The sequence below is a fragment of the Aliterella atlantica CENA595 genome (assembly GCF_000952155.1).
In the GTDB taxonomy this organism is placed as follows: domain Bacteria; phylum Cyanobacteriota; class Cyanobacteriia; order Cyanobacteriales; family Chroococcidiopsidaceae; genus Aliterella; species Aliterella atlantica.
The window spans coordinates 25001-46755 of sequence record NZ_JYON01000034.1; the positions used below are offsets into that span (position 1 = coordinate 25001).

At 43.6% G+C, this 21755-nt stretch carries 25 protein-coding genes and 1 pseudogene; 15 read left to right on the forward strand and 11 right to left on the reverse strand.

Going from position 1 to position 21755, the window contains the following annotated elements; all coding sequences use genetic code 11:
- The first annotated feature begins 146 nt into the window (after positions 1-146).
- The 4 genes from UH38_RS21890 (at position 147) to UH38_RS21905 (ending at position 4542) form a co-directional block, all read left to right on the forward strand.
- Positions 147-359, forward strand: coding sequence for a hypothetical protein (locus UH38_RS21890; protein WP_045056818.1), 213 nt, complete (start codon positions 147-149; stop codon positions 357-359).
- A gap of 160 nt (positions 360-519) precedes the next feature.
- Positions 520-1077, forward strand: coding sequence for an alpha-ketoglutarate-dependent dioxygenase AlkB family protein (locus UH38_RS21895; RefSeq protein WP_052672517.1), 558 nt, complete (start codon positions 520-522; stop codon positions 1075-1077).
- A 45-nt stretch (positions 1078-1122) separates the two neighbouring features.
- Entirely contained in the window at positions 1123-1551 is a 429-nt protein-coding gene (locus UH38_RS21900) for an EVE domain-containing protein (protein ID WP_045056820.1), read from the forward strand.
- A gap of 1173 nt (positions 1552-2724) precedes the next feature.
- Positions 2725-4542, forward strand: a complete 1818-nt coding sequence (locus tag UH38_RS21905; protein ID WP_144405746.1) for a HEAT repeat domain-containing protein — start codon at positions 2725-2727, stop codon at positions 4540-4542.
- A gap of 347 nt (positions 4543-4889) precedes the next feature.
- On the opposite strand, the gene UH38_RS21910 is transcribed toward UH38_RS21905, so the two are convergent.
- Positions 4890-5273, reverse strand: coding sequence for a hypothetical protein (locus tag UH38_RS21910; RefSeq protein WP_045056822.1), 384 nt, complete (start codon positions 5271-5273; stop codon positions 4890-4892).
- The gene (locus UH38_RS26475; protein ID WP_144405747.1) at positions 5273-5488 is read right to left on the reverse strand and encodes a hypothetical protein; all 216 of its coding nucleotides are present in this window, start codon (positions 5486-5488) and stop codon (positions 5273-5275) included. Before UH38_RS26475 ends, UH38_RS21910 begins: the two co-directional genes overlap by 1 nt.
- Before the next feature lie 171 nt (positions 5489-5659).
- On the opposite strand from UH38_RS26475, the pseudogene UH38_RS21915 reads away from it, so the two are divergent.
- A pseudogene (locus UH38_RS21915) lies at positions 5660-7075 on the forward strand (alpha-amylase family glycosyl hydrolase); the annotation flags it as partial.
- 1 nt (position 7076) lies between these two features.
- Here the strand turns inward: UH38_RS21915 and UH38_RS21920 are convergent.
- Positions 7077-8192: a transposase gene (locus UH38_RS21920; RefSeq protein WP_072044973.1), complete on the reverse strand. Its 1116-nt coding sequence runs from the start codon at positions 8190-8192 to the stop codon at positions 7077-7079.
- 179 nt (positions 8193-8371) lie between these two features.
- On the opposite strand from UH38_RS21920, the gene UH38_RS21925 reads away from it, so the two are divergent.
- From UH38_RS21925 to UH38_RS27495, 6 genes are all read left to right on the forward strand, one after another.
- Positions 8372-10102, forward strand: coding sequence for a hypothetical protein (locus UH38_RS21925; RefSeq protein WP_045056823.1), 1731 nt, complete (start codon positions 8372-8374; stop codon positions 10100-10102).
- 10 nt (positions 10103-10112) lie between these two features.
- Entirely contained in the window at positions 10113-11081 is a 969-nt protein-coding gene (locus tag UH38_RS21930; RefSeq protein ID WP_045056824.1) for a SitI3 family protein, read from the forward strand.
- 452 nt (positions 11082-11533) lie between these two features.
- The gene (locus tag UH38_RS21935; RefSeq protein ID WP_045056825.1) at positions 11534-12016 is read left to right on the forward strand and encodes a hypothetical protein; all 483 of its coding nucleotides are present in this window, start codon (positions 11534-11536) and stop codon (positions 12014-12016) included.
- A gap of 554 nt (positions 12017-12570) precedes the next feature.
- On the forward strand, positions 12571-12783 hold the full coding sequence (locus tag UH38_RS21940; protein WP_045056826.1) for a TroA family protein: 213 nt from the start codon (positions 12571-12573) through the stop codon (positions 12781-12783).
- Positions 12784-12842: 59 nt separating this feature from the next.
- Positions 12843-13322 (forward strand): hypothetical protein, encoded by a 480-nt coding sequence (locus UH38_RS27490; protein ID WP_045056864.1) that lies wholly within the window; start codon positions 12843-12845, stop codon positions 13320-13322.
- Between the two features lie 173 nt (positions 13323-13495).
- Complete coding sequence (locus UH38_RS27495) at positions 13496-13987, forward strand: hypothetical protein (protein WP_045056827.1); 492 nt, start codon at positions 13496-13498, stop codon at positions 13985-13987.
- 8 nt (positions 13988-13995) lie between these two features.
- On the opposite strand, the gene UH38_RS21955 is transcribed toward UH38_RS27495, so the two are convergent.
- Both UH38_RS21955 and UH38_RS21960 read right to left on the reverse strand, forming a co-directional pair.
- On the reverse strand, positions 13996-14622 hold the full coding sequence (locus tag UH38_RS21955; RefSeq protein WP_052672518.1) for an AraC family transcriptional regulator: 627 nt from the start codon (positions 14620-14622) through the stop codon (positions 13996-13998).
- A gap of 148 nt (positions 14623-14770) precedes the next feature.
- Positions 14771-15049, reverse strand: a complete 279-nt coding sequence (locus tag UH38_RS21960) for a hypothetical protein (protein WP_045056828.1) — start codon at positions 15047-15049, stop codon at positions 14771-14773.
- A gap of 96 nt (positions 15050-15145) precedes the next feature.
- Here UH38_RS21960 and UH38_RS26480 point away from each other — a divergent pair, with 96 nt between their 5' ends.
- On the forward strand, positions 15146-15355 hold the full coding sequence (locus UH38_RS26480) for a hypothetical protein (protein ID WP_235355374.1): 210 nt from the start codon (positions 15146-15148) through the stop codon (positions 15353-15355).
- 426 nt (positions 15356-15781) lie between these two features.
- On the opposite strand, the gene UH38_RS21965 is transcribed toward UH38_RS26480, so the two are convergent.
- Positions 15782-16699, reverse strand: coding sequence for a LysR family transcriptional regulator (locus tag UH38_RS21965; protein WP_045056829.1), 918 nt, complete (start codon positions 16697-16699; stop codon positions 15782-15784).
- Between the two features lie 81 nt (positions 16700-16780).
- On the opposite strand from UH38_RS21965, the gene UH38_RS21970 reads away from it, so the two are divergent.
- From UH38_RS21970 to UH38_RS21980, 3 genes are read left to right on the forward strand one after another with little or no spacing between them, the layout of a single operon-like run.
- On the forward strand, positions 16781-17530 hold the full coding sequence (locus UH38_RS21970; RefSeq protein ID WP_045056830.1) for an SDR family oxidoreductase: 750 nt from the start codon (positions 16781-16783) through the stop codon (positions 17528-17530).
- 57 nt (positions 17531-17587) lie between these two features.
- Positions 17588-17995, forward strand: a complete 408-nt coding sequence (locus UH38_RS21975) for a YybH family protein (RefSeq protein WP_045056831.1) — start codon at positions 17588-17590, stop codon at positions 17993-17995.
- A gap of 5 nt (positions 17996-18000) precedes the next feature.
- Positions 18001-18468: an ester cyclase gene (locus UH38_RS21980; RefSeq protein ID WP_045056832.1), complete on the forward strand. Its 468-nt coding sequence runs from the start codon at positions 18001-18003 to the stop codon at positions 18466-18468.
- Positions 18469-18589: 121 nt separating this feature from the next.
- On the opposite strand, the gene UH38_RS25070 is transcribed toward UH38_RS21980, so the two are convergent.
- The 5 genes from UH38_RS25070 to UH38_RS25685 form a co-directional block, all read right to left on the reverse strand.
- Positions 18590-19765: a hypothetical protein gene (locus UH38_RS25070; protein WP_052672519.1), complete on the reverse strand. Its 1176-nt coding sequence runs from the start codon at positions 19763-19765 to the stop codon at positions 18590-18592.
- 94 nt (positions 19766-19859) lie between these two features.
- Entirely contained in the window at positions 19860-20657 is a 798-nt protein-coding gene (locus tag UH38_RS25680) for an antA/AntB antirepressor family protein (RefSeq protein ID WP_072044974.1), read from the reverse strand.
- A gap of 73 nt (positions 20658-20730) precedes the next feature.
- Positions 20731-20958 (reverse strand): type II toxin-antitoxin system HicA family toxin, encoded by a 228-nt coding sequence (locus UH38_RS22000; RefSeq protein WP_045056833.1) that lies wholly within the window; start codon positions 20956-20958, stop codon positions 20731-20733.
- Positions 20942-21160 carry a type II toxin-antitoxin system HicB family antitoxin gene (locus UH38_RS22005; RefSeq protein ID WP_045056834.1) on the reverse strand — a complete coding sequence of 73 codons (219 nt, stop codon included), beginning with the start codon at positions 21158-21160 and terminating at the stop codon, positions 20942-20944. Before UH38_RS22005 ends, UH38_RS22000 begins: the two co-directional genes overlap by 17 nt.
- 91 nt (positions 21161-21251) lie before the next feature.
- Entirely contained in the window at positions 21252-21620 is a 369-nt protein-coding gene (locus tag UH38_RS25685) for a helix-turn-helix domain-containing protein (protein WP_072044975.1), read from the reverse strand.
- Positions 21621-21755: the final 135 nt, after the last annotated feature.

The window sequence follows — 21755 nt, forward strand, 5'->3', positions numbered from 1 at the left end:
AGAAGTTAGAACTAAAAGAGGAGTTCAATTCAGTAGGCTGAGATTGACTCTTTATAAAGTGGATGATGGCAACATGGAAATTCAGCCACTCTCTGAAGGTGAATTTTGAGCTAACAGAGAGCTGGCACGTATTGACTACGGAGTCAATGCTATCATTAGCTGCCAAATCCGCAGCCGTTCGCAATATTAATTGGCACTTTGACATGAGCGATTGGGCTGCTGAATTGTCGCGTTGTCTTGGCTCATGCAAAGTGTATTTGCTTGGAGTGGTTAAGTCTATCTTTAGTCTGACATTGCATCAGGTCGGCAATGGCAATGCTATGACAGGTAGAGTCAATGAACAGGAGTTTTCCCGCTAATAATTGCACTAACTTACCCCTGCGATCGCAACCTGTACATAAATCCTCCCGTTTGACTTAGTAATTTATAAAACACTTACTGGAGGATATTTTTACAACATTCATCCCGTGTTCCTAACCGTCTGCAATCTAAGTAATTTAATTCAAGCTGGAGGCTAAATTGCAGCTTACAAACCGCAATGGCAGCGTCATCTACTTTCCTGGGATTTTTGCTCCATCCCAGGATTACTTCAATCGTCTAAAAACTGCTTGTTGTTGGCAGACTGAAAAGGTGCAGGTTTTTGGTAAGTGGCATAAACTGCGCCGTCAAACTGCCTGGTACGGTACAGCAGATTATCGCTACTCTGGACAACTCAAAACTGCACAACCTTGGCTGTCAGTCTTGCTGGAAATAAAGGCGCAGGTGGAAGAACTGACAAACGAATCTTATCAAGGTGTATTACTAAATTATTACCCAGATGGATTAACAGCAATAGGATGGCACGCAGATGACGAGCGTGACTTAGTTCCTAATGCAGCGATCGCCTCTGTAAGTTTTGGTGCAACTCGTCGGTTTGATTTAAGGCACTTTGACGGCGAACAGCTTAGTGTCAACTTAGAAGATGGCTCGGTTCTGATTATGGCTGGAGAACTACAGCAATACTGGAAGCATCAAGTACCTGTTCAGCGCAAAATTAAGGAACCGAGAATTAACCTCACCTTCAGAGTGATGACGTAATAACTCCACTTTAACGCTTCTCTTCTACCCTAAATATAGTTACTTATGGTATCTTGGCTATTTCAAGCAAATCCAAAGTATAGCCACATTCTAGATGCTATCCAAAAGCTAGATAGAATTTACTGGCTGGTAACTCGCTACACCGAAGAAATTGCTTCTGGCGATGGCGTACTGATTTGGATTGCAGGCAAGCGATCTGGGATTTATGCGCTTGCTGAAGTAGATGCAGCACCGCAGTTTATGGATGAGCCTCCCGATATGGATATTTGGACAATGCCTATACGAGCTAAAGCTAGATTTTATGCTCCAGTAATATTCCAGCAAAAACTGCTTGATGCTCCCTTGCTAAAGTCAGCCCTACGATATGACCATATTCTCTCTGAATTAGAAGTTATCCGTCGACCGCACAATAGTAATTTCCGTGTCAGCGAAGAGCAATGGCATAGAGTTATCAGCCTGCTCGATGGTGAGTAAAAGTCTGTCTTTATCTACTTCAACTTCAGCCAGCGCAGCTTCATTAGTGGTATATAGTACTACGGTTGTAGATATTCAGTATATATAACGTCAGTATATAGAATTACTTTCTCAATTTGAGATTGACTGCCTCAAACTGGGGCTAGACTGAAATCGGACTAGAACATCTGTTTGTATTACGCTGGAACGATCCAAACTCGTAAGACTGCTTGTAGCTTTGAGCAAGCTAGAAGATCGCGGTTTGGTTCGACAGCACGAGCTCTCCTGCTTTGTTTCATATTTTAGAACTTCTGCGGGTTTCGCAGGCAAGTGCTATGAAGACAGAGGATATTGCACACCCCTACCGTCATGATTGAGAACATAGGTGTAAATCATGGTTGTTTTGAAATCCTTATCTCTATGCTCCAACAGTTCTTGAACCGTACGCATATCGTAGCCTGACACTGTGCCATGCCAAATGATGATGCAATGTATTTTAGCATGGCACAGTATATAATCTAGGTCATAGAGTTATATGAACAGAATGCGGTGATTCTCATAAAACCTCTTCCTAATAACTCTTTGTAGGCTTCCGTCCTGTAAACGAACTGACTTATTGGGAGGTTTCTCGTGATTTGCAAATGCTGTGGCGCGGAAGCACCAACGAAGTATGTTGAGTTTTATCAAAATATTGGTGCATTATTTGTCCGTTATCATAGTCAAATCAAAGGAAACCTGTGTAAGTCTTGTGTTAATAAATATTTCTGGAGATTTACTTTAATCAACCTAACATTAGGGTGGTGGGGAGTACTTTCCTTTTGCCTAACACCATTTCTGATATTGAACAATATCATTCGCTATTTAGGGACACTAAGGTTGCAAAGCGTTACTGGTAGCTCAACTGCGCGAATAGGGGAAAAACAGAGGAACAATAGCGCAACCAAATTTCATTCTTCCGAGCGTGTTCAAAGAGATCATCTAGACCCAGATTCTTCCAAGCTACTAGTTCGTGAGCGTGATAAGTCATGGATTAACACCACTGATGACCGACCTAACCTTCCACGTGAGTCGGGACCGTCCTCAGATTCCAGCATTGAAGATCTGATCGAGTATCTTAGGTGTGTTAACAATTCAGAATTTCGTCGCCTCGCAGCCGAGCTTTTAGCTCCGATTGGTCCTACTGCGACTCCAGCAATGTCAGCACTGCTGATTGCCTGTGTTGATGTTGATGCAAGCGTAAGAAAAGCAGCCTTTGATGCACTAAATTCGATCGATCCTAACTGGACTCACAATTCTGAAACTCAAAAGGCTTTGCCGAGACTGACGAAGGAGTTTAAACATTTGTACTGCTTCAAAAAATCGTACTCAGAAGAAGTGAGCAAAGCTGCTGACAAATTGCTGCGACAGATTGGTAAACCTGCTGTCTCTTACTTAGCCAATCTCATTGTGGAGGAGGAAGACAAGATAGAATACAAGATACATGCAATTTGGATTCTGAAAGATATTGGTTCAGACGCTACGAGTGCCGTGCCTCAGTTAATTCAAGTGTTGAGCTGCAAAGCGTCAAAGGTACGTATCGCAGCCGCTGAGGCACTGGCGAATTTTAGAACTGCTGCAAAAGCAGCTATTCCAGAGATCTTTGTCGGACTTGCTGACCGAGACGTAGATGTTCGTGAGGCTATGTTGACATGCTTGGTTGCAATTGAACCCGAAGTGGCAGATCTTCTGCCATTTTTGGTACACAAGAATCCTAACGTTCGCGAAGCTGTGGCTGATGCTTTGATACAAATCCGTCCACAGGCGCTTCCAGCTTTAACCGCAGTAGTTTTGCAGTGGTGTACCAATTCAAAGGCTGGCACCGAAAATGTCGAGACCAATCAAAAAATGACTGAGGCTGTCTTGCAATTACTAGGAAAATTTGGTCCCGACGCTTCAGTAGCTATGCCGACGATCGCTCTGGCACTGGTAGATCCAAATCCAACCATTAAGCTTGCCGCAGTCCGAGCACTGGAAAACATTGACCGCGATTGGCTTTCCGACCCTGCTGTAGTCAAGGCGATTGTAAGTTTTGCTGGAGGAGAAGCCGCTATCCCAGAACTCATCGTTGGTCTTGCTGACCAAAACGAAGATGTCCGCAAAGCTATGATGGCATGCTTGATAGCAACTGAAACCGCAGTGCCGGATCTTCTACCCCTTCTGGTAGACAAAAATCCCAACGTTCGCGAAGCTGCACTTGATATTCTGATACAAATCGGTTCGCATACTTTGCCAGCGCTAATTAGGATAGTTTCGCAGGGGTGCACCAAGTCAAGGACTGACATTGATAATGTTGAGCAATATCAGAAGATGACTGAGGCTGCCTTACAAGTACTGGGAGAAATCGGTTCCGACGCTTCATTAGCTATGCCGACGATCGCTCTAGCACTGGTAGCTCCAAATCCGACCATCAAGCTTGCCGCAGTCCGAGCACTGGGAAATATTGACCACAATTGGGTGTCCAATCCTGCTATCGTTAAGGCGATTGTAAGTCTTGCTGGTGCAGAAGCTGCTATCTCGAAGATTGTCGTCGGCTTTACTGACCGAAACTCAGATGTCCGTAAAGCTATGGTGAGATGCTTGGTTCAATTTGGTGCAACAGCTAAACCTGCCGTTCCGAATCTTCAGCGACTCCTCACAGACTTGGATCCCGAAGTTCGGAAAGCTGCGGCTGATGCTCTAATGCAAATTGACCCAAAGCCGACGGCGATTGAGAAACATGCAGATCCACCGTCGAGAGATACACTCGGCAAGTACTTTAGACCTGAACCCTCAGCATCTGCACAAGCTTCTCATATACATTCTAAATCTTCTAGCCAATTACATTCTCTGAAACGGGATCTACTGAGGCTTCTTCAGGGCGACAGTCAAGCTTGTCAACGTCTGATTGAGCTAGAGCGTAGAAAAAATCCACAACGTAAAGAAGATGAACTTTATGAAATTGTTATTTATCAACTTGTAAGAGATCGAAGATAGATTCTATTGCTGTCTCAAGAAGAGGAGAGCAATATTGTTTCTGAAACTGGGTGTGATTTAGGAGGTAGGACTGTTGAGTTATGTTTTGAGTTATGTTTTAAGTCACGGCACTAAGCAAATTGCTACAGGTGCTTGCTCTAGTCAATCCAATTTCTTATTTTAAATCTGCACTTACAACTAAATGCGACCGCGCTCAAGAATCTACAAAGTTTATCTTTATTGCGTTCGCGCCCAAGCAATAACTAATATGTATAACAGCAAAAGCTAGCAGCAGGCACTATATATTACCTAACTGGCGCTCCTAAGTGAAGCTAATCTCTGTAGTTAGTTAAATTGTGGAGACTGGCTCAATGGCAGTACAATTGATGGAGGATAGCGATCTCTTCTAGTAGTTGAACAACAACTATGCGATTGCGCAAGCGCTCAAGTACAGAATCGGCAAGTCGAATGTAGTGCTGATGCCAATTACTAGGAAGCCGAACCCTAGTTGAAACTAGCTGTCTTAGTGCAACTACTCGGCGACGTGGGACTGTTGGGGTAGGAGGTACAGCGATAGGAGGCTGTGGCGAGCCAAAGCGTTCTTGAATTTCTGGAGGCGCAAGTGATGGCGGCTGTTGAGGTCGGTTTTGTTGCCAATGCTTACGACCGAAAACTGCATGACCCAGTAATGCGATCGCCCAAGCAATAACCACCAGACAACCAAGTCCAAACAGGAAACCAAAAATCCCCATCACTGTCCCCTCCTCCACTTATCCCACCACATCTGCGGCAACGATACCGTTTTCTTTGTCTCCAGTGCTATTACCCGTAGATTGTGACAAACACCGTCCGGTTTAGCGCAGGCTACGGCAACGGGCATTCCCATGAAGGCGATCGCACAGTAGAAGATTACTAACGGGGTCCACACTAAATAAAAGAAGGTAATCCGGTTGTAGGCAGGGTGCAAATTAGCGAACGCCTACTTCAGTCATAACTACAAATAGGTTAAAAGATAAATGCTTTCTAGCTTTAAATAATCAAGAATTTAGAAGATTTCTGTAAATCTATTTTATTGACTTGAAGGAGACAAAGAGGATTTGGGCAGGTAGTAGACAGAGCTTAAGGAGAACAGAAAATCATGCAGGTTAGCGAAAGTAGCCCAGTAGTAAAGCAATTATCCAAATTGAATCTTGAGTCATTCTTTCCGGCTGACGGAAATTTTTACCCGTCGCCTATTGCTTGGGAAGATCAAGTATTGTATTTTATGATGCTAGATCGCTTTTCCGATGGCAAGGAGCAGGGGTACAAGGATATTCAGGGAAATGTAGTTACTGATGGTATAACCCCAATGTTTGCACAGAAAGATCGCGGCAATGCGATCGCAACTGTCGATGATGCAGCGCGTTGGCAAGATGCTGGTGGAAGGTACGTTGGCGGTACGCTCAAGGGGTTAACAAGTAAGATAGGTTACTTAAAGCGTTTAGGAGTAACAGCTTTATGGATCAGCCCAATTTTCGAGCAGGTGCGTTTTCAAGCAACCTATCATGGCTATGGTATCCAAAACTTTCTAGATGTTAACCATAAGTTTGGAACCCATGAAGACTTGAAAGAGCTAGTTAAAACTGCTCACGAAAATGGCATATATGTGATTTTAGATATCATTTTGAACCATGCTGGCAATGTATTTAGTTATCAGGCTAATTCCGAAGATGACCAAGAAAAGTTCGCTCCTCATTGGAATGGCAACCTTTATCTAGTCGAGGGATTTAATGACAAAGATGGGCAACCGACTATACCTTTTGAGCTACCCAATACTCAAGAACCTTCAACCTGGACGAACTTGGATGGAGCCGTTTGGCCGCTTGAATTTCAAAACCCGTCTTACTACACGCAAAAGGGACAGATAACTAATTGGGAGAGGGAACCAGAATTTTTAGAGGGAGATTTTTTTGATTTAAAAGATATTCATCATGGTCAAGGAGATGTTGATAACTATATTCCTTCTAATGCGCTCGCTAGCCTTTGTCAAGCGTATAAGTTTTGGATAGCATATGCAGACATTGATGGCTTTCGCATCGATGCTGTCAAACACATGGACATAGGCGCTACCCGCTTTTTTGCTTCAGTCATCCATGAGTTTACTCAGAGTATAGGTAAAGAAAATTTTTTCTTAGTTGGTGAGATTAGTGGAGGTCGAATCAGAGCATTTGAAACTTTGGAGCTAACTGGCTTGGATGCAGCACTAGGTATAGATGATATTCCCGACAAACTAGAATACGTAGTTAAAGGGTATCGAAATCCGAGCGATTACTTTAGTCTGTTTCGTAATTCTGAATTGGTCAATAAAAAGTCCCATATCTGGTTCAGGGATAAGATCGTGACAATGTTTGACGATCATGACCAGGTACGTAAAGGAAGTCACAAAGCTAGATTTTGTGCTGAAGACGAAGGAGCGAAAGTTGTATTGAATGTTTTAGCTCTCAATGCGATGACCTTGGGTATTTCTTGTATCTATTACGGTACTGAACAATGCTTTGATGGGGCTGGCGGTAATCTCATATCTTGCACCAGGTCACATTGATGTCGATTCCGTAGCGTTTGGCTAAAGGTTGTAGACGTCGAATCTCTGCAAGCATAGGTAATAAAGTCATCAGTGGAAGCAAGAGTTCAAGAGCTTTTTGTGCAGCATCACCCCAATCTGGTAAGGGGTGTTCGGGAGCATTAAGGTAGACCCAATGAGCTAGAAGGTAAGCAGCTAAGGACAAAATCACCCATCTATACACTCCTAATAGAGTTTGCTGACCAAAACGATGAAGACCAAATCGGTGCTTTGCCGTTTTGAAAAACCCCTCAATTGCCCAACGGCGACGACCCCACCAAGTCATGGTGCTAGCCTTGAGAGCTTTAGTGCAGAGGATATAACGTTTTTCTAACTTGCCATTGGAACGCTTGAGGTAGTACCAGGATAAATATACCGTTAACTTTAACCCACGCAGTCGCACCTGCTGACCTCTTTTATGCAAGTGTTTTATGCTACGTCCATCAGCCAGCTTACGGGTACTACAAACTCCTACAAGTATATGGTGTTTAAGTTGATGGATTCTACTGACAAATTCATTGTTGCCAAACGCGGTATCAGCTAGAACTAATACTTTGAAGTGTCGAATCAGAATCTTCGGCAGTCGTCGTACAAGGCGCAATCCTAGTTGAGTAGGAGTTGGCGTATCCTTACCTCGGTAGACTTGAAAACTCCAAGGCACTCGCCATCGCCCTACAACAAGGTAGAGCATCACAACATGAAGACCGCGTTTGCCGTTGTAGACTCGGACTAGGTTTTGAAACTCTTTGAACTTACCTGCTTTTTCTAGTGTAGTCAGGTCAATTATCACCTGTAAAGTTGGTCGTCGCCCACTGCGCGGTTGAGACATAATTTGTTGAATAGCTGCTTGACGCACTGCCCTAATTACCTGCCGCGTCGGCCACTTGTACTCATTTAGAAACCGACTCAATGCACTAGCTGACTTGCTCCTGCAGTGTTCTGGCAGGGAAATCCCTTGTCTTCCTAAAAACAAGCCTAGCATTGCTTGTAGGCTATCTTGTTGATAGCTACTAGGCATCAGTTCTCGTAATCCGGAAACTAGAGCTTGGGCTTGTGACAGGCTGGCAGACATAATAAACAAGCGTAACTTTACAGCTTATCTTTACCTTTTTCCCCACCTACTCCAAAACAATACAAAATGTCCTTAAGTAAAGTTATGTAAAGTGTCTAGCTGTCATTATTATTACTTTTAATTTAGTCTTTAGTAGAATTTACATCTATCTCAGGGTAGAAAAAAGTAAGGCAGGACGGATGAAACTAAAAAAAGCTACCTCTAAATATTTTCGCATCTTAATATTTTTGCTATTCTTCTTTCTGAATGAGGCTGTTCCTAACGCTGCTTTTGCTTTCTCTTCCCTTAATGCTTGCGCTAGAAGTCGTGAGTGTTTGGCTTTGATCAAAGAAAGTGCGGGTACTGCTGTTTCAGCACCTACTGGCGCTGGTTACGGTGTAACAACTCTCAGGACTGCTACTTCGAGCGGCGCTATTAAAACTTTCGTTAACGGTGTTGCTGACTTTGCTATTGTTGCTGGACCTACCACTGCATATTTAGGTTGGCATTATTGGGATGAGGCTCATAATGGACGAGCGCAAGATAGGGCTAAACAAAGGTATTGTGCTGCTTATCCAACTGATGTGGTTTGCGGATTCCCTGGCGGTCAAAATGAAGATATTTGGTATACAACCGAAATAACTTACTACCAGTACTATTATTACGCTCCAGCAGGTACATCAGGTGTTACTAGAGATAGAAGTAACTCAAACGATTCACTCGCTAATCCTTATCCTTACAGCAACATTATCAGAGATAGATGGGGACCATACACGCTCCGACTTAGTGCTTTAGGAAAAATCGGTACAGCAAAGGTTTTAGAAACCGAAGGTCGAGGATACCACATTCGACTTGATTCTAAAGACACTTACTATGCCCGTCTTTGTGGTCCTTACGGTTCTAGATGTGAGCCAGTACAACAAATGTATCATGTTACTGGTGCTGCTGGCAGTGCTCCACACTGGGCAGAAATACTCGGTGTCAGAGTAATAGGTAGAGAAGATGGACAACCAGATAATAGTGGCAATTCACCTCCTCTACCTTGGAAAGATTGGCCTCAAGCAAAGCGTGATGCGGCTGTTTCTTTATTAAATGATACTGATTGGCAACGACTTGCAACTTCAATGCCAGTAGGGGGAACTCTAGACCCTGGCGACAGTGTTAAAGCTCCCGTAATTGGAATTCCTGGTCAAGAGTGGGATAATCCTAATACTCCATTGGATGACCGTCAGTTTAAAAGCATACCAGAAGAATATCCTAGACCTACATTTCCCGATCTTGACCATGATAGCGATCCTGATGAAACGGATGCAGATGATGATAACGATGGGTTTTTAGATCCATACGATCCGCAGCCACGAAATCCTGCTGTTCCGACGGCAAGTATTGACTCCCCAAGTTCCCCACCAGATCAGCCATCTGAGCCACCTGATAGCGAACCAGGAGAGGGGACAACAGGAGAAGGAGCCTTTTCTGCAGAAGAAACCCTGCCTTATGACCCGCCTAGCAAAGTAATTGGTCAATTGAAACCAGATTCTTGCGTTGCGGCTAGTTGTAGAATGGCAGTTTACGATGCTACTGGTGATGACATACCAGAAGCCTATGTACGAGAAGCAGCAGGGGTAGTAAAGGATGAGGGAGCTTATCTGCGTGATGCTACTAACGCACTGGCAGAATATGACATTGCTTCTCGCTATGAGTCGAGCCTATCTCCTGAAGAACTTAAGTCTGCTACTGAAAATGGAGCAGCTATCGTTTCTGTCTCAACTCCAACCACTGGTGGTAGGCATGCTTTGATTGTTGATGGCTTTGAAGGTGACTATGCTCTTATCCGAGATCCCCTACCTGAAGGACAAGGTGCAGCGTATAAAGTTAGAACAGAGATATTTATGAATGCGTGGACTAGGGAAGCAGTTATCATCGAACCATGAGGTGAAGCTAATGACATCAGAACATATCAAGTTAAGTCAGCCTACTACCAGCGAAACCTTAAAGCTGTATGACCTTCATCTGTCATCATCAAAATTTCATACAATACCAGATTTTACTGGATTGACAGAAAAAGTGCCTGCAAATATTCAGGCAACTTGGTACAACCTCACTCAAACAATAGAGCAGAAACTTATACCTGGATTTATGGGGCTAAACTTGCCTGCAGATCTAGCGGCTGAACTCCTTGAACGCATAGAGATAGCTGGTGGACGTGGATTAGTTATACCAAATACCTATCGTCAGCCCAAAGTTACTAAGGAGATGGCTTATCCCATAGCTGAACAGGAAATTGTTTCTAAACAAGCGTTACTATTCCCCAACTACAACTTTGAACCTACTAAACTTTTCCGTGAAGATATAATGTGGTGGGACTTCAGAGCGCTGTCTCCAGAATTAAGCGAGGTTAGTCATATTCCTGGTGGTGTTATCGCGCGTGTCGATAAACTCGACGGTCATATATGGACAGCAGCAGAACAAGTCTATTTGTATGCTGAGGAAGAGTATTACCTTGAAAGCTCGACTACTCTTGAGCCAATGGAAGCTTTAAAACTGGCAGCAACGCAATTTGGGCTAGAGTGGAGTACAGACCACAAGCACAATAATATACCTTGCTTAAAAGCAGCGGCATTAGTTATAGGTGCGACTGTAGTTAAAAGCCCTTCCCAAACTTTCATTCAGAAAAAATACGGGTTTCGCCCTACTGTCCGTATGTGGTTTCGGTTGAATCGATACAAGAAAGGGTATGAGGCAGCAGAACCATTGATGATGCAAGTAGTAGCATTAGTATTGCAACACGACCCAGGAGACGCTGTATTGTTATTTGATGAAGGCAACCTTAGTGTATTACTCCAGCGAATTTCAGGACAACTCAATATTGATGCCAAATTAAGTAGTTGGATTGGATCTGAACTGAGCTAAGTATTTTCAACGTAGAATGCATCATAAAGTGGTATCCTCCAGTAGTAGAGGAGTATCCGAAAATCAAGCAGTTCTTCGAGCTTCTAGGCTATATGCGTCTACTAACTAGCGATTACATCCAGCGATAGCGACTGCCAGAACCATAGCAAAGTGAAGAAAAGAATTTACTACGTTCGCTGGTTTAGGTAAACAGAGCGTAAATGTCTGCAACTTGATAAATTGACCCTGGCATCTTTGTTTGGCTAGTCTTTGAGTAATAGCTTTAGTTACACGCTGCCCAAGGGTACAACTAACCCTTGGGTTTTGCTTTGAAAGTAAAAAAATGCGATTTATAAAATAAGGATCAGATACCTAAGCACATCTGCTTCAAATTTCTAAACTCGTATAGGCACCAAGTTATAAGTATTTCGTATAGTAAGCAGGTTTTGAGCAGCTTGCTCAAATGGTGCAAGATGTCAGGTAATGACCGCTACTTGCGGGAAGCTATGTTTGGCGGCGAGTTTGGAGCATTTAGAAGTCGGGGAGTACACTTTTTCAATGAAGATAACCTGGTATATCAAGAACTGGCAGTAATTCTGGAAATTAGAAGACAGAAAAAGGCTTTACGCCGAGGTCGTCAATACTTACGCCAAATTTCTGGAGATGGAGAAAACTTCGATTTTCCAGAAATGATTGGGGGGCAACTTCGCTCAGTTGTGCCTTGGTCGCGGATTCTTAGTGACAAGGAGATACTTTTAGCCATCAATACAGACTACAATCAGCCTAGAACAGCCTGGGTAACTATTGATGATGCTTTGCACATCTCTGGAGAGATCCTCACCTGTATCTACTCTACCGAGCGGGAGCAGTTAGGTAAACAAATACCAGTTGAAGCTAAAAAAGGCAAAGCTGTTCAACTTACTGTGCCAGGGGCAGGCTTCGTTATTTACGAGTAACCTTCATTTGTCACTTTCGGAAGATTAAAATCTAGAACCTTTTGTGAATAAGCATTTTGGCAAAGTTGACATAAATGAATTCATTTGTTGTGAAATTAAGCTTAAAAGCCTTACATTGCAAGCTTGTTCAAGTCTCGGTTTATTTTGTGTTTACCCAGAGTGACTAATGAGGGGTATGACGAACGATAGAATCAGAGTTCCAAGTGTAACAATTTGCTGTTATTGTCCATTAGAATTTTTCTCCAGCAATAAATCGACAATATCGTCCTGAAACACCAACTTCTGCACTATGTTGGTAACAGTTACCCTAGTGCTAGCATCCTCGTCAAGTAGTGCGAGCAATTCTACCCGTACTTGTAAGCGATTCTTCGACGTTGAGCTTAGGATTGCTGCTGCACTGGTTCTATTTCTGCCTTTAACTAGGCAATGCGCTTTTTGAGGTTTTGAAACTCATAACACTTCTTTATTTAGCTAAAACACATATAGTTAGAGCATAGGCAAGCTTATCTTAGTGTCATTCTGCTATACAGTACTTCTGCATAAGGAATTGATCCATGAGTTTCAAAACAATTGTTTTCTATGGTTCTTACCGTCGTGATCGCCAGGGTATCAAAGCTGCCTACTTCATATTTGAGCAACTCCAGCAGAGAAATCATGAAGTGATTTTTGCGGATGCCAAAGAGTATAGCTTTGGGATTCTCGATCGTATGTATAAAAAATCTGACGGGGTGACAACCGAGGTAAAAGCTGTCTGTAATGGGACTTGAGGCGATTTGTGGTAAAAAAAGATCGGTCTGATTTCGACAACAAGACCGACAAAGCAAAAATGTTACCAGAATTATATCGCAGTCATCTCAAAAATCAACTAAACACACGATTGCTACTAACCATAGAAGTTTTAGTATGGCTAATTCAAGTTCATAAACAAGTCAAAATTGAAAGGTTAGCGGCGCATTTTCCTCTGCCAATCAAATTTGAAAGCCGTCGCCGTCACATTCAAAGGTTTTTGCAATTGCCTCAATTGAGTGTTGTACTGCTTTGGTTTCCTATCATCAGCGCAATAATTCAAGCAAAAATTAAATTAGGTCAGCGAGTTTACTTAGCCATTGATAGAACTCAATGGCAAGACAAAAACTTGTTCGTAGTAGCAGTGATTATAGAGAAGCGAGCAATTCCAATTTATTGGCAGTTTTTAGCAAAGCAAGGTGCTAGCAATTTAGCAGAACAAAAAGCAATCTTGCATCCAGTAATTCGACTGCTGCAGGGCTATCAAATTGTCGTATTAGCAGAAGCGAGAATTTCATAGCGTTAAATTAGCCCAATGGCTGTGTGGAAAGCAAGTTTACTTTGTCTTACGGCAAAAGAAAGACACTCTGGTTCAGCAAAAAAGTCAAGATTATCAAGAGCTAATAAAGTTAGAGCTAGTGCCTGGAACGAGCCAATTTTTGACCGATATTAAGGTAACTAAAGAGCAAGGATTTGCAAAGAGCAAATCTTGCCGCTTACTGGAAACGAAAATATCGCCAAAAGAGAGAAAAAGAGCCTTGGTATTTGTTGACTAACTTAGGAAATTTAGCTGAAGCATTAACAGCGTACAAAAAGCGGGCTGGGATTGAAGCAATGTTTAAGGATTGTAAAACTGGAGGCTATAATCTGGCAGGCTCTCACGCTTCAATTGAGCGACTAACTCGGTTAGTATTATTGATAGCGTTAGCTTATACTTGGGCAACTTTAAAAGGCAGAGCTATTAAATCAACTGGGCAACAAATCTACATTAGTCGCCTACGAAAAGTTCAGCAAATCCTTACTAAAAATAGTAGCTTTTGGATTGGTTTGTATGGTGGTGTCTGGATAATAGGAATGGAGTTTTTATCCCAGTGGAGCCAGAAATTAATGAGTATGGCTCCGAACAAACTGCCGTTCTTTCAACGGGGTTTGAGAGCTATGAGCCTGATTCAGTCAGCGTTCTAGCTATGTCGTCACCCCTTCAGGCCGTTGCGTCGTAAATAGATTACTAAGTGGCGAGCTACTTCAGCCGCCAGCCGAGCGCCATGCTGTTGTTCAACTAACGATAGTGCCATGTCGATTCCAGAGGCAATCCCAGCGCTAGTGACAATACCGCGATCTCTAACATATAAGACACCATCTACAACCTGCGCCATCGGGTAGCGCTGCTGGAGAGCATCAACGACAAACCAGTGTGTGGTGCAGCGCCGACCATCGAGTAAACCTACCTCTCCTAAAACTAACGCTCCAGAACAGATAGAGGCAATGCAGATGCCCCTGTTATGAGCATCAGTTAGCCAATCACAAGTAGCTACATCTAATAGCGGTTGGCTCAGTTGCTCCAACGTCACACCAGGTACGAGGATTAGATCGTCAGCCGACAGAAATAGTAGAACCTCAAGCCCTCCGAGAAATAGTCCCTGTGCCGAGCGCACTCCACTAATGTTGCCGCAGAAATGCAAACAGTAGGGTGCGCCCAAGGAGGCAGCTATACTAAAGACTTGTGCGGGTCCAGCTAGGTCTAACAGTTCGACTGCCTCTAACAGCAAGAAGACGACCTGCTGTTTGACTATGCTAGCGGTAGAAAGTTGAGCGGTCATAGCTTGAGTTCAGTTAGTTCATGCCACTATATTAAACGGCTAAATGCTTTGACTCTAGGGTAATAACGGTCAACTAGCGGACGCATCTAGCCAAAATATTGACCGCTACTTCTGGGATAAAGCCATTGATTTCAAGACTACTATTCTCCTAGTGCAGTGACTTAAACCTCACCTGAATAAGCTTGCCCACCAATGAGGCATCTGTCTCAGAAATAGTATTCCCCTCCTCATCTTCAAACACTAGCTTCTGCACTATGTCAGTAATAGTTACTTTAGTGCCAGGATCGCCATCAATTAGAGCAAGGAATTCTCGTCCAAATTTGTAAGTGATTCTCTGACGTTGAGCCTCATGTTGCCGCCGCATCGCTCTTAGTTCTGCCTCCAATTGGGCTATGCGCTTCTTGCAAGCTTGAGTACAATCACTCATAGGGTCCCTCCTTGAGCAATGCACTCAACCTCAGACCAAGACAAAGAACGCAACTGGCTCCACAGCTTAGAGACACCACCGACGAAATGCACCAGGATGTCTCCCTCGTGGGAATGTGAATACTCCATTAAGCGGCGTTTAACAGCTTCATCTGCCCATTCCTTCCAGCCGCAGCCAGGTTTGGTCAGCGATGGCTTTTGCCCAGACTTAACGGCATGGATGAATAAACCTATCCCTGGTCTATTTTTCCAATTCGCGATCGCCTACCCAAAATACTCCAAAGCATCAGGCACTTTGTTTGGATAGCGGTCGAGTGCAGAAACAAGGATAGTATTAAGTCGCAGGTTATCTACCGATTCGTTAGTCAAAGCCGACAGCTTGGTTAGTAATTGAGTACGGCAGGTGATTCCAATGCTGGCTCGTGTACTGTGGCTTCATCTGTGAGATCGTAGTGGATTGAGAAGACTGGTTCGCTGGGGCAGGTTGATGTAAGTAATTAGCCTGTTGGGTAGCTATCGGTAGGTCGGAAGCAAGCGGGTCAGGCTTAAGCGTAGGGGATTCTTTGCAAAGCTTCTACTAGAGAGCAAGTGTTAGCCCCAGCATAGAAGAGGAAAGAAGTTTCTTGTTGACTATACGAATTTAGAAAAAACTAAACTTAGCAAAGAGTTGGTCAGTCAGCTTAAATTTTAAGTGATGAACTAAAATTGTGGTAGTCGAACACTCGCATGGAAATCAAATTTGTTTGCATAACATTTGCAGAGTTTGGCGCAACCAGCAGCTTGCAGAGTCTTTGTCAGTCAATTTACTCCACAGCATTGAGACTGTCCACTGTTGGATCTCGACTGGAAGCTCAAAGACTTCAATTTCATTAAGTTTAGAAGAATAATTTGTTATTCGAGAAGGCAGGGAAGTGATTAGCTCGGTTGAGGCAACGATCGACGGCAAAACTAACATATGCGGAACGGTTAGTAAAACGCGACGCTGTAAGCTATGGGATGCTAAAGCAAAATCGACTTCACCTGTGGTATCTCGTCGAATTGTAGTTAGTGCATGAGGGAGGTTTGCAAATAGTTCCAAGGAGATGGGCTTTTGCACTATCTGGGGATGATTTTTGCGAGCAATGCCCACAAAATGCTCTTGAAATAGAGGAGTACAAATCGTTTGTCGAGGTGGATTTGGAAAAACACCAAGCGCTAAATCGATTGCTCCTGTCTCCAACAAATCACCTACAGTGTCTTTCTCAAAGCCGATCGTTCTAAAGTTCAAGTTCGGTGCGACTTCGCAGCAGTGGGAAATCAACTTTGGCAGCACTACAAAACTCGTGTAATCGGTACTACCGAGCGCAAAGTCTCGCCGCTCGGATGCCGGATCGAAGTCTTGACTAGATTGGATTGTGTGCCGAATTTGATGCAGTGCGGTGAAAATACCAGGTGCGATCGCCATTGCTTTAGTAGTCGGTTGCATTTCTCGACCCACTCGAATAAACAAATCATCGTTAAATAAAATTCTTAAGCGTCCCAAAGCTGCACTCATGGCAGGTTGACCTAAATATAGGCGTTGAGCCGCTACCGTCACACTTCGTTCTTGAAATAGCGATTCAAAGGCAACCAACAAATTTAAGTCAAGTGCTGCTAAATCAATTGATTTCATTGATAACTACTATCTTTATAATCGATTTGATTAATGTATATGATTTTGATACGGTGAACTCAAGATTGAATAATAAATATCATGACAAAGCAATCTAGAGTCGCGGTAATCACGGGAAGTAATCGGGGTTTGGGCTATGCGATCGCCAAAAAACTAGGTCAAACTCAAGGAATACAGGTTATTGTGACAAGTCGCGGTGAAGTAGAAGGTCGCGTAGCTCAAGAAAAACTAGCTCAAGAAGGCGTGAGTGCTGACTACCATAGCCTAGATGTCACCAATGAAGAAAGCGTGCAAGCATTTACAGCATGGTTGAAGCAAATGTATGGCAAAGTTGACATTTTGATCAACAATGCTGGAGTCAATCCAACAAGGCAGATCGAAGAATCTAGTGTATTGACCGTAAAACTTGAGACTATGCTCTCAACCTTTGCTACGAATGCTCTGGCTGTCGCCCGCATTTCTCAAGCATTAATTGGGTTGATGAAAGAGCAAAACTATGGACGCATCGTGAATATTTCAACGGAGATGGCATCGCTTACCGCTACACCAAATGACAATTATCCCCTTGCTCCATCCTACCGATTGTCTAAGCTTGGACTGAATGGAGTGACAGTAATTCTGGCAAAGGAGCTACAAGAAACTAATATTTTAGTGAATGCCTACTCACCTGGTTGGATGCAAACTGATATGGGTGGCGAAAATGCGCCATTCACCCCTGAAGAGGGTGCTGAAACTGCGGTATATCTTGCTACCTTGCCAGAGGGCGGAGCGCAAGGTAAATTCTTCGCTGAAATGCGGAAGTCTGGCGGAGCGATCGAACTAAATTGGTAGTCATATAAAGATATTCAGCCACGACGAATCATTAATTAAATTGAGTTAGCGTGAACTATGAATAGCGTAATGATTGAAACTATCCGCAATTTTAGTAAACGTTGGAATGAAATGAGCGCAACTAAAAATCTATCTGGAATGGTTGCGCTCTATGCCACTGATACCTTGTGGCTTCCGCCTAATGATGCTCGTTCCATCGGCACTATTGCTGTTAGAGAAACCTACGAACGACTTTTTCAAGCTCAAAATATAAGCCTCGTTCATACAACCGATAACATCATGGTTAGTAAGTTAGGTGATATGGCAACCGAAATCGGTGCTTACGAATTAAGCATGGATACTCCGCAGGGAGAGTTCAAAGATAAAGGCAAATACTTTTTTCTGCTAATTAAGGTTGACGGTGAATGGAAAATCGCCGCCGATATGTTCAACAGTGACAAGCCAGTTTTGGAACAAAGGAGCTAATACAAATGCAAAATGATAACATTACCATTGCCCGCCGCTTCGTTGAAGGCGTACTTGGTGGTCACAACCCCGCCGCTTTTGACGAGATCGTAGACGAGAATATAAGGATTTCTACGGGGCTAAAGCCAAATGGATTCATTGACGGTAAACAAGAGTATCGAAGCATATTAACGAAGTTCGGTTCAGCCTTCACAAACGGTCGTCTTACGATTACTGACATCTTTGCATCTGCCGATGGCGAACGCGTAGTAGTCATGTTTGATGCTTACGCCACTCATACTGGAGAAATGTTTGGCGTGTCGCCCACTGGAATTGAAGTACCTATGATTGAAACTCATATTATGCGCTTTCGTAATGGTAAGCTAATCGAGAACATTGTTGGCGGCAATAATCCGCTCGGTTTCGAGATGCTATTGGCAGACGCGATCCGACCGCTAGTGCTACCAGATGTGTACAGCACACCCAAGCCATAGCTCCTTCTGAGTTCTCAGTTCTAGGCTAAAGGATACTTAATTGCACGAGGAAAGAGCTAAACATCCCTTAGTTCTGCTTCCAGTTCGGCAATACGCTCTTTAAGAGCTTGGGGACAATCGCTCATCTTATTCCTCCAGCCGCAATAAGCTCAACCTCCGACCAAGGCAACGATCTCAGTTGGCTCCACAGCTTAGAAACACCGCCAACAAAATGCACCAAAATGTCGCCATCGTGTGAATGCGAATATTCCATTAAGCGGCGTTTAACAGCTTCGTCAGCCCACTCCTTCCATCCGCTACCTGGTTTAGTCAAGGATGGTTTTTGCCCAGATTTGACGGCATGAACGAACAAGCCAATCCCTGGTTTATTTTTCCAAGTAGAACTTGCCTGCTGAAAATACTCAAAAGCATCATCAACCTTGTCTGGATAACGGTCAAGTGCAGAAGCAAGGATATTGTTAAGGCGCAGGCTATCTACTGATTCATTAGTCAGCGCTGATAGCTTGGTTAGTAATTGAGTACGGGCAGGAGATTCAAGCGCTGACTCGCCCATTGTTGCTTTATCTGTACGAGCGCTAGTGGGCTGAGAAGGCTGATTTGCTGAGATAGGTGGAGGTAAGCATTTAGTTTGTTTAGTGGGCGTAGATTGGACAGAAGCAGGCGAGTCTACAGAGGATTCTTTACAGGGCAAACCATCAAAATCATTTTGGACACGATCGCCAGGGGCGGAAAGATGATCCCGATCTAAATCTATCGGCTCCTTACTTGCCATTTCGTTTTTGGCTAACAGCGAAGTATAGGATCTAGCAATAACCGCCTTGTCCGATCGCTTTTCTTCTTCCCTCTCCTGGCTGGTAAGAGAGGTAGTTTTAGAAGTAGTAAATGCCGTAGTCTCTGTAGATGAACTGCTCAAAATAGCACTATCGAGGTGTTCAATTCGAGCAGATCGATCTGTCCGATTTGAACAAATGCTAGAAATCAATACTTCCAGCCGTTGGTAGTTAATGCTGTACCACTTTGTCTGGTTCCAGCGTTGCTTATCGAACCGCTCGGTCTTGAGCAAATTTAATCCTTCTAGTCGTGCGATCGCTCTACGGATTGCAGATAGACTCAAGAAGGGAAATTGCTCTTGCCAAGCTTGATAGGTATTGTAAATCCATAGGTAGCCGTTAATCAGGTGATTTGACTTTCCTAACCAATAGTGGATTTGCTGAAGAATAACAGCTTCGTGCAAGCCAATTTCCTTAGCTAAGTCTGGCGGGATGAGCAAGGGATGAGGAGCAAGAGAGGTCGTCATTTGCTTACCTCCTTGGTCAATGCGATTGCTTCCAGCACTGCGCGAAGCGCAATCGCAACAGAAGCTAATTGGAAAAAGAAACGGGTTAGCTGTCTCATCTGCCGCCCCCTTCCCCAAGCAAAAGCTGACGATTGCCTACTTGATAGGCAAACAAGCGTTGGATTTGGGGCAGGAGATGTCGGGGTAGCTTCAGGGTAGGGTGAGCCGTTAATTCTTTTGACCAAGCACCAGAATCTTTACCTAGTTGCACAGAGTTAAGCCACTGCCAAGTCTGCTCGTTATTTTTGAAGCCCAGGCGCTTAGTTAAATAGCCGATGGTTAGACCGTCACTTTGGCTCTTGACTCGTCCAGTTTTGGCATCGACAGCGATGGTCTTCTCAACTACTTCGGTGCGGGTAATAACTGCATCTGGTTTGCCAAGAACTAGCTCCACTAGACCAGAGCCATGCAAAGCAGCGATCGCATTTGTCGCTTGCATCAGTCTTTCCTGACTCTGGGCAGCAGCGGCTTGAGCTTGTGCTAGCTGAAGCTCAAGCTCCAGTTCTCGAATCCTTGCTGATTGGACTGGGATGATTTCTGCTGCTTTCTTGGCAATCCGTTCGCATTCAAGAAAATAGCGGCGTACTTCTTTACCCTGCCCAGTGCCAGCCATCATGCCTAGACACTTAAAGCAGTCAAGGGTTAAGCTGATGTATTCGCTAGGACGACCGCCCTGTGGAGTTTTCACCCATTTGGTTAAATAGTCTATTTCCTGCTCAAAGTTATTGGTTAACTTATTCTTAGCCTTCTGCTTGGTTGAGTAGCCAATCCATTTCCAAGCAGTATCGAAATCTATCGGAAACTCATCAGTTGATTGAACTATAGCTAGTGCTAATTCATGCGAAAATTCCATAAGGCTGTAACCTTTTCGTCAATGGTTAAGGTGCAACTAGGCGATCGCGTGTTTTCCAGACAGGGCGATCGCTTCAAAGATTTGCGATAAATTCTTCAGTTGTTATTTGGGCTTGGCGGAGAATACCTGCTAACGTTCCGATTGCTAATTGTTGGCTCAGGGGTACAACGCATCCTACTGTACTTTCAGGCGTTAACTTCTTGAGAACTACATGACTACCCCTTTGCCTCACCTGGACAAAACCTAGACGCTCCAAAGCACGAATCGCCTCTTGCCCAGAGATTCTAGGCAGTCTGGGCATAGTTAGCCTCGAAGGTAGTAGTAATAGGCAGATTGTTGTCAGGCAAGGGGAATTCCTCTAGGTAAAGCTCGGTCGCTTCTTTAAGGTTAGCGATCGCTTCTTCTACGTTTTCCCCTTGACTAACTGTGCCAACTTCAGGGCAGTTAGCAACATATATGTCTTCTTCTTTGTGAATAACGGCGGTAAAAGTTTTAGTAGTCATGGTGTCTCCTTTAATTTTTCACTTATACCGCTTTCAATTTGACTTAGACTCCAAACCTGTATAGAAAAAGCAGTACAGAGAAAATGACAGCTTAGGCAGATTCCTGTACTTTGGGAACAACAGAAAGGAAAGAGCGGGTGCGACGGTGCTTGACTTGATTAGCAGAAGCCGATTTCCATTGCGGCATCGACTCAGTAGGCTGCTCTTGTTTATTAAGCGCTTTTTGGTTGCCGTCATCTTCTTCAGGGATGTATTCAATCAAAACTCCTGGCTGGATTTTATAAGCCTTACAAATTTTCAACAAAGCATCAGAGCCAGGAATATAATCAGCATCTTTATATAGTCGGTAGCCTGTGTTCTGTGTTAGACCAGTGTCTTTACAAAATTGATAGCGGCTAATTCCTAGATTATCTACAAGTTCTTTAACGCGATTCCTCAATGGCATAGAGTCTATAGTCATGTTCTCAATCCTTTAATGTTACTGCTAAACGTATATTAGCACTTTATTACTAATATTAGAATAGTTGTTACCCGAAAAAGTATTATTAATATATTGACAATAGTAGTGCATTGAGGGTATATTAGTAGTATGAGG

Excerpts from the sequence above, each read along its gene's own strand:
- UH38_RS21920 (WP_072044973.1), bottom strand. The coding sequence starts at position 8,192 with ATGTCTGCCAGCCTGTCACAAGCCCAAGCTCTAGTTTCCGGATTACGA.
- UH38_RS21890 (WP_045056818.1), top strand. The coding sequence starts at position 147 with ATGCTATCATTAGCTGCCAAATCCGCAGCCGTTCGCAATATTAATTGG.
- UH38_RS25685 (WP_072044975.1), bottom strand. The coding sequence starts at position 21,620 with ATGACTATAGACTCTATGCCATTGAGGAATCGCGTTAAAGAACTTGTA.
- UH38_RS21935 (WP_045056825.1), top strand. The coding sequence starts at position 11,534 with ATGTCAGGTAATGACCGCTACTTGCGGGAAGCTATGTTTGGCGGCGAG.
- UH38_RS26480 (WP_235355374.1), top strand. The coding sequence starts at position 15,146 with ATGTCTCCCTCGTGGGAATGTGAATACTCCATTAAGCGGCGTTTAACA.
- UH38_RS25680 (WP_072044974.1), bottom strand. The coding sequence starts at position 20,657 with ATGGAATTTTCGCATGAATTAGCACTAGCTATAGTTCAATCAACTGAT.
- UH38_RS21955 (WP_052672518.1), bottom strand. The coding sequence starts at position 14,622 with ATGACCGCTCAACTTTCTACCGCTAGCATAGTCAAACAGCAGGTCGTC.
- UH38_RS22005 (WP_045056834.1), bottom strand. The coding sequence starts at position 21,160 with ATGACTACTAAAACTTTTACCGCCGTTATTCACAAAGAAGAAGACATA.
- UH38_RS22000 (WP_045056833.1), bottom strand. The coding sequence starts at position 20,958 with ATGCCCAGACTGCCTAGAATCTCTGGGCAAGAGGCGATTCGTGCTTTG.
- UH38_RS21980 (WP_045056832.1), top strand. The coding sequence starts at position 18,001 with ATGCAAAATGATAACATTACCATTGCCCGCCGCTTCGTTGAAGGCGTA.
- UH38_RS21940 (WP_045056826.1), top strand. The coding sequence starts at position 12,571 with ATGAGTTTCAAAACAATTGTTTTCTATGGTTCTTACCGTCGTGATCGC.
- UH38_RS21905 (WP_144405746.1), top strand. The coding sequence starts at position 2,725 with ATGTCAGCACTGCTGATTGCCTGTGTTGATGTTGATGCAAGCGTAAGA.
- UH38_RS21975 (WP_045056831.1), top strand. The coding sequence starts at position 17,588 with ATGAATAGCGTAATGATTGAAACTATCCGCAATTTTAGTAAACGTTGG.
- UH38_RS21970 (WP_045056830.1), top strand. The coding sequence starts at position 16,781 with ATGACAAAGCAATCTAGAGTCGCGGTAATCACGGGAAGTAATCGGGGT.
- UH38_RS21900 (WP_045056820.1), top strand. The coding sequence starts at position 1,123 with ATGGTATCTTGGCTATTTCAAGCAAATCCAAAGTATAGCCACATTCTA.
- UH38_RS21960 (WP_045056828.1), bottom strand. The coding sequence starts at position 15,049 with ATGAGTGATTGTACTCAAGCTTGCAAGAAGCGCATAGCCCAATTGGAG.
- UH38_RS25070 (WP_052672519.1), bottom strand. The coding sequence starts at position 19,765 with ATGACGACCTCTCTTGCTCCTCATCCCTTGCTCATCCCGCCAGACTTA.
- UH38_RS21925 (WP_045056823.1), top strand. The coding sequence starts at position 8,372 with ATGAAACTAAAAAAAGCTACCTCTAAATATTTTCGCATCTTAATATTT.
- UH38_RS27490 (WP_045056864.1), top strand. The coding sequence starts at position 12,843 with ATGTTACCAGAATTATATCGCAGTCATCTCAAAAATCAACTAAACACA.
- UH38_RS21910 (WP_045056822.1), bottom strand. The coding sequence starts at position 5,273 with ATGGGGATTTTTGGTTTCCTGTTTGGACTTGGTTGTCTGGTGGTTATT.
- UH38_RS21965 (WP_045056829.1), bottom strand. The coding sequence starts at position 16,699 with ATGAAATCAATTGATTTAGCAGCACTTGACTTAAATTTGTTGGTTGCC.
- UH38_RS21930 (WP_045056824.1), top strand. The coding sequence starts at position 10,113 with ATGACATCAGAACATATCAAGTTAAGTCAGCCTACTACCAGCGAAACC.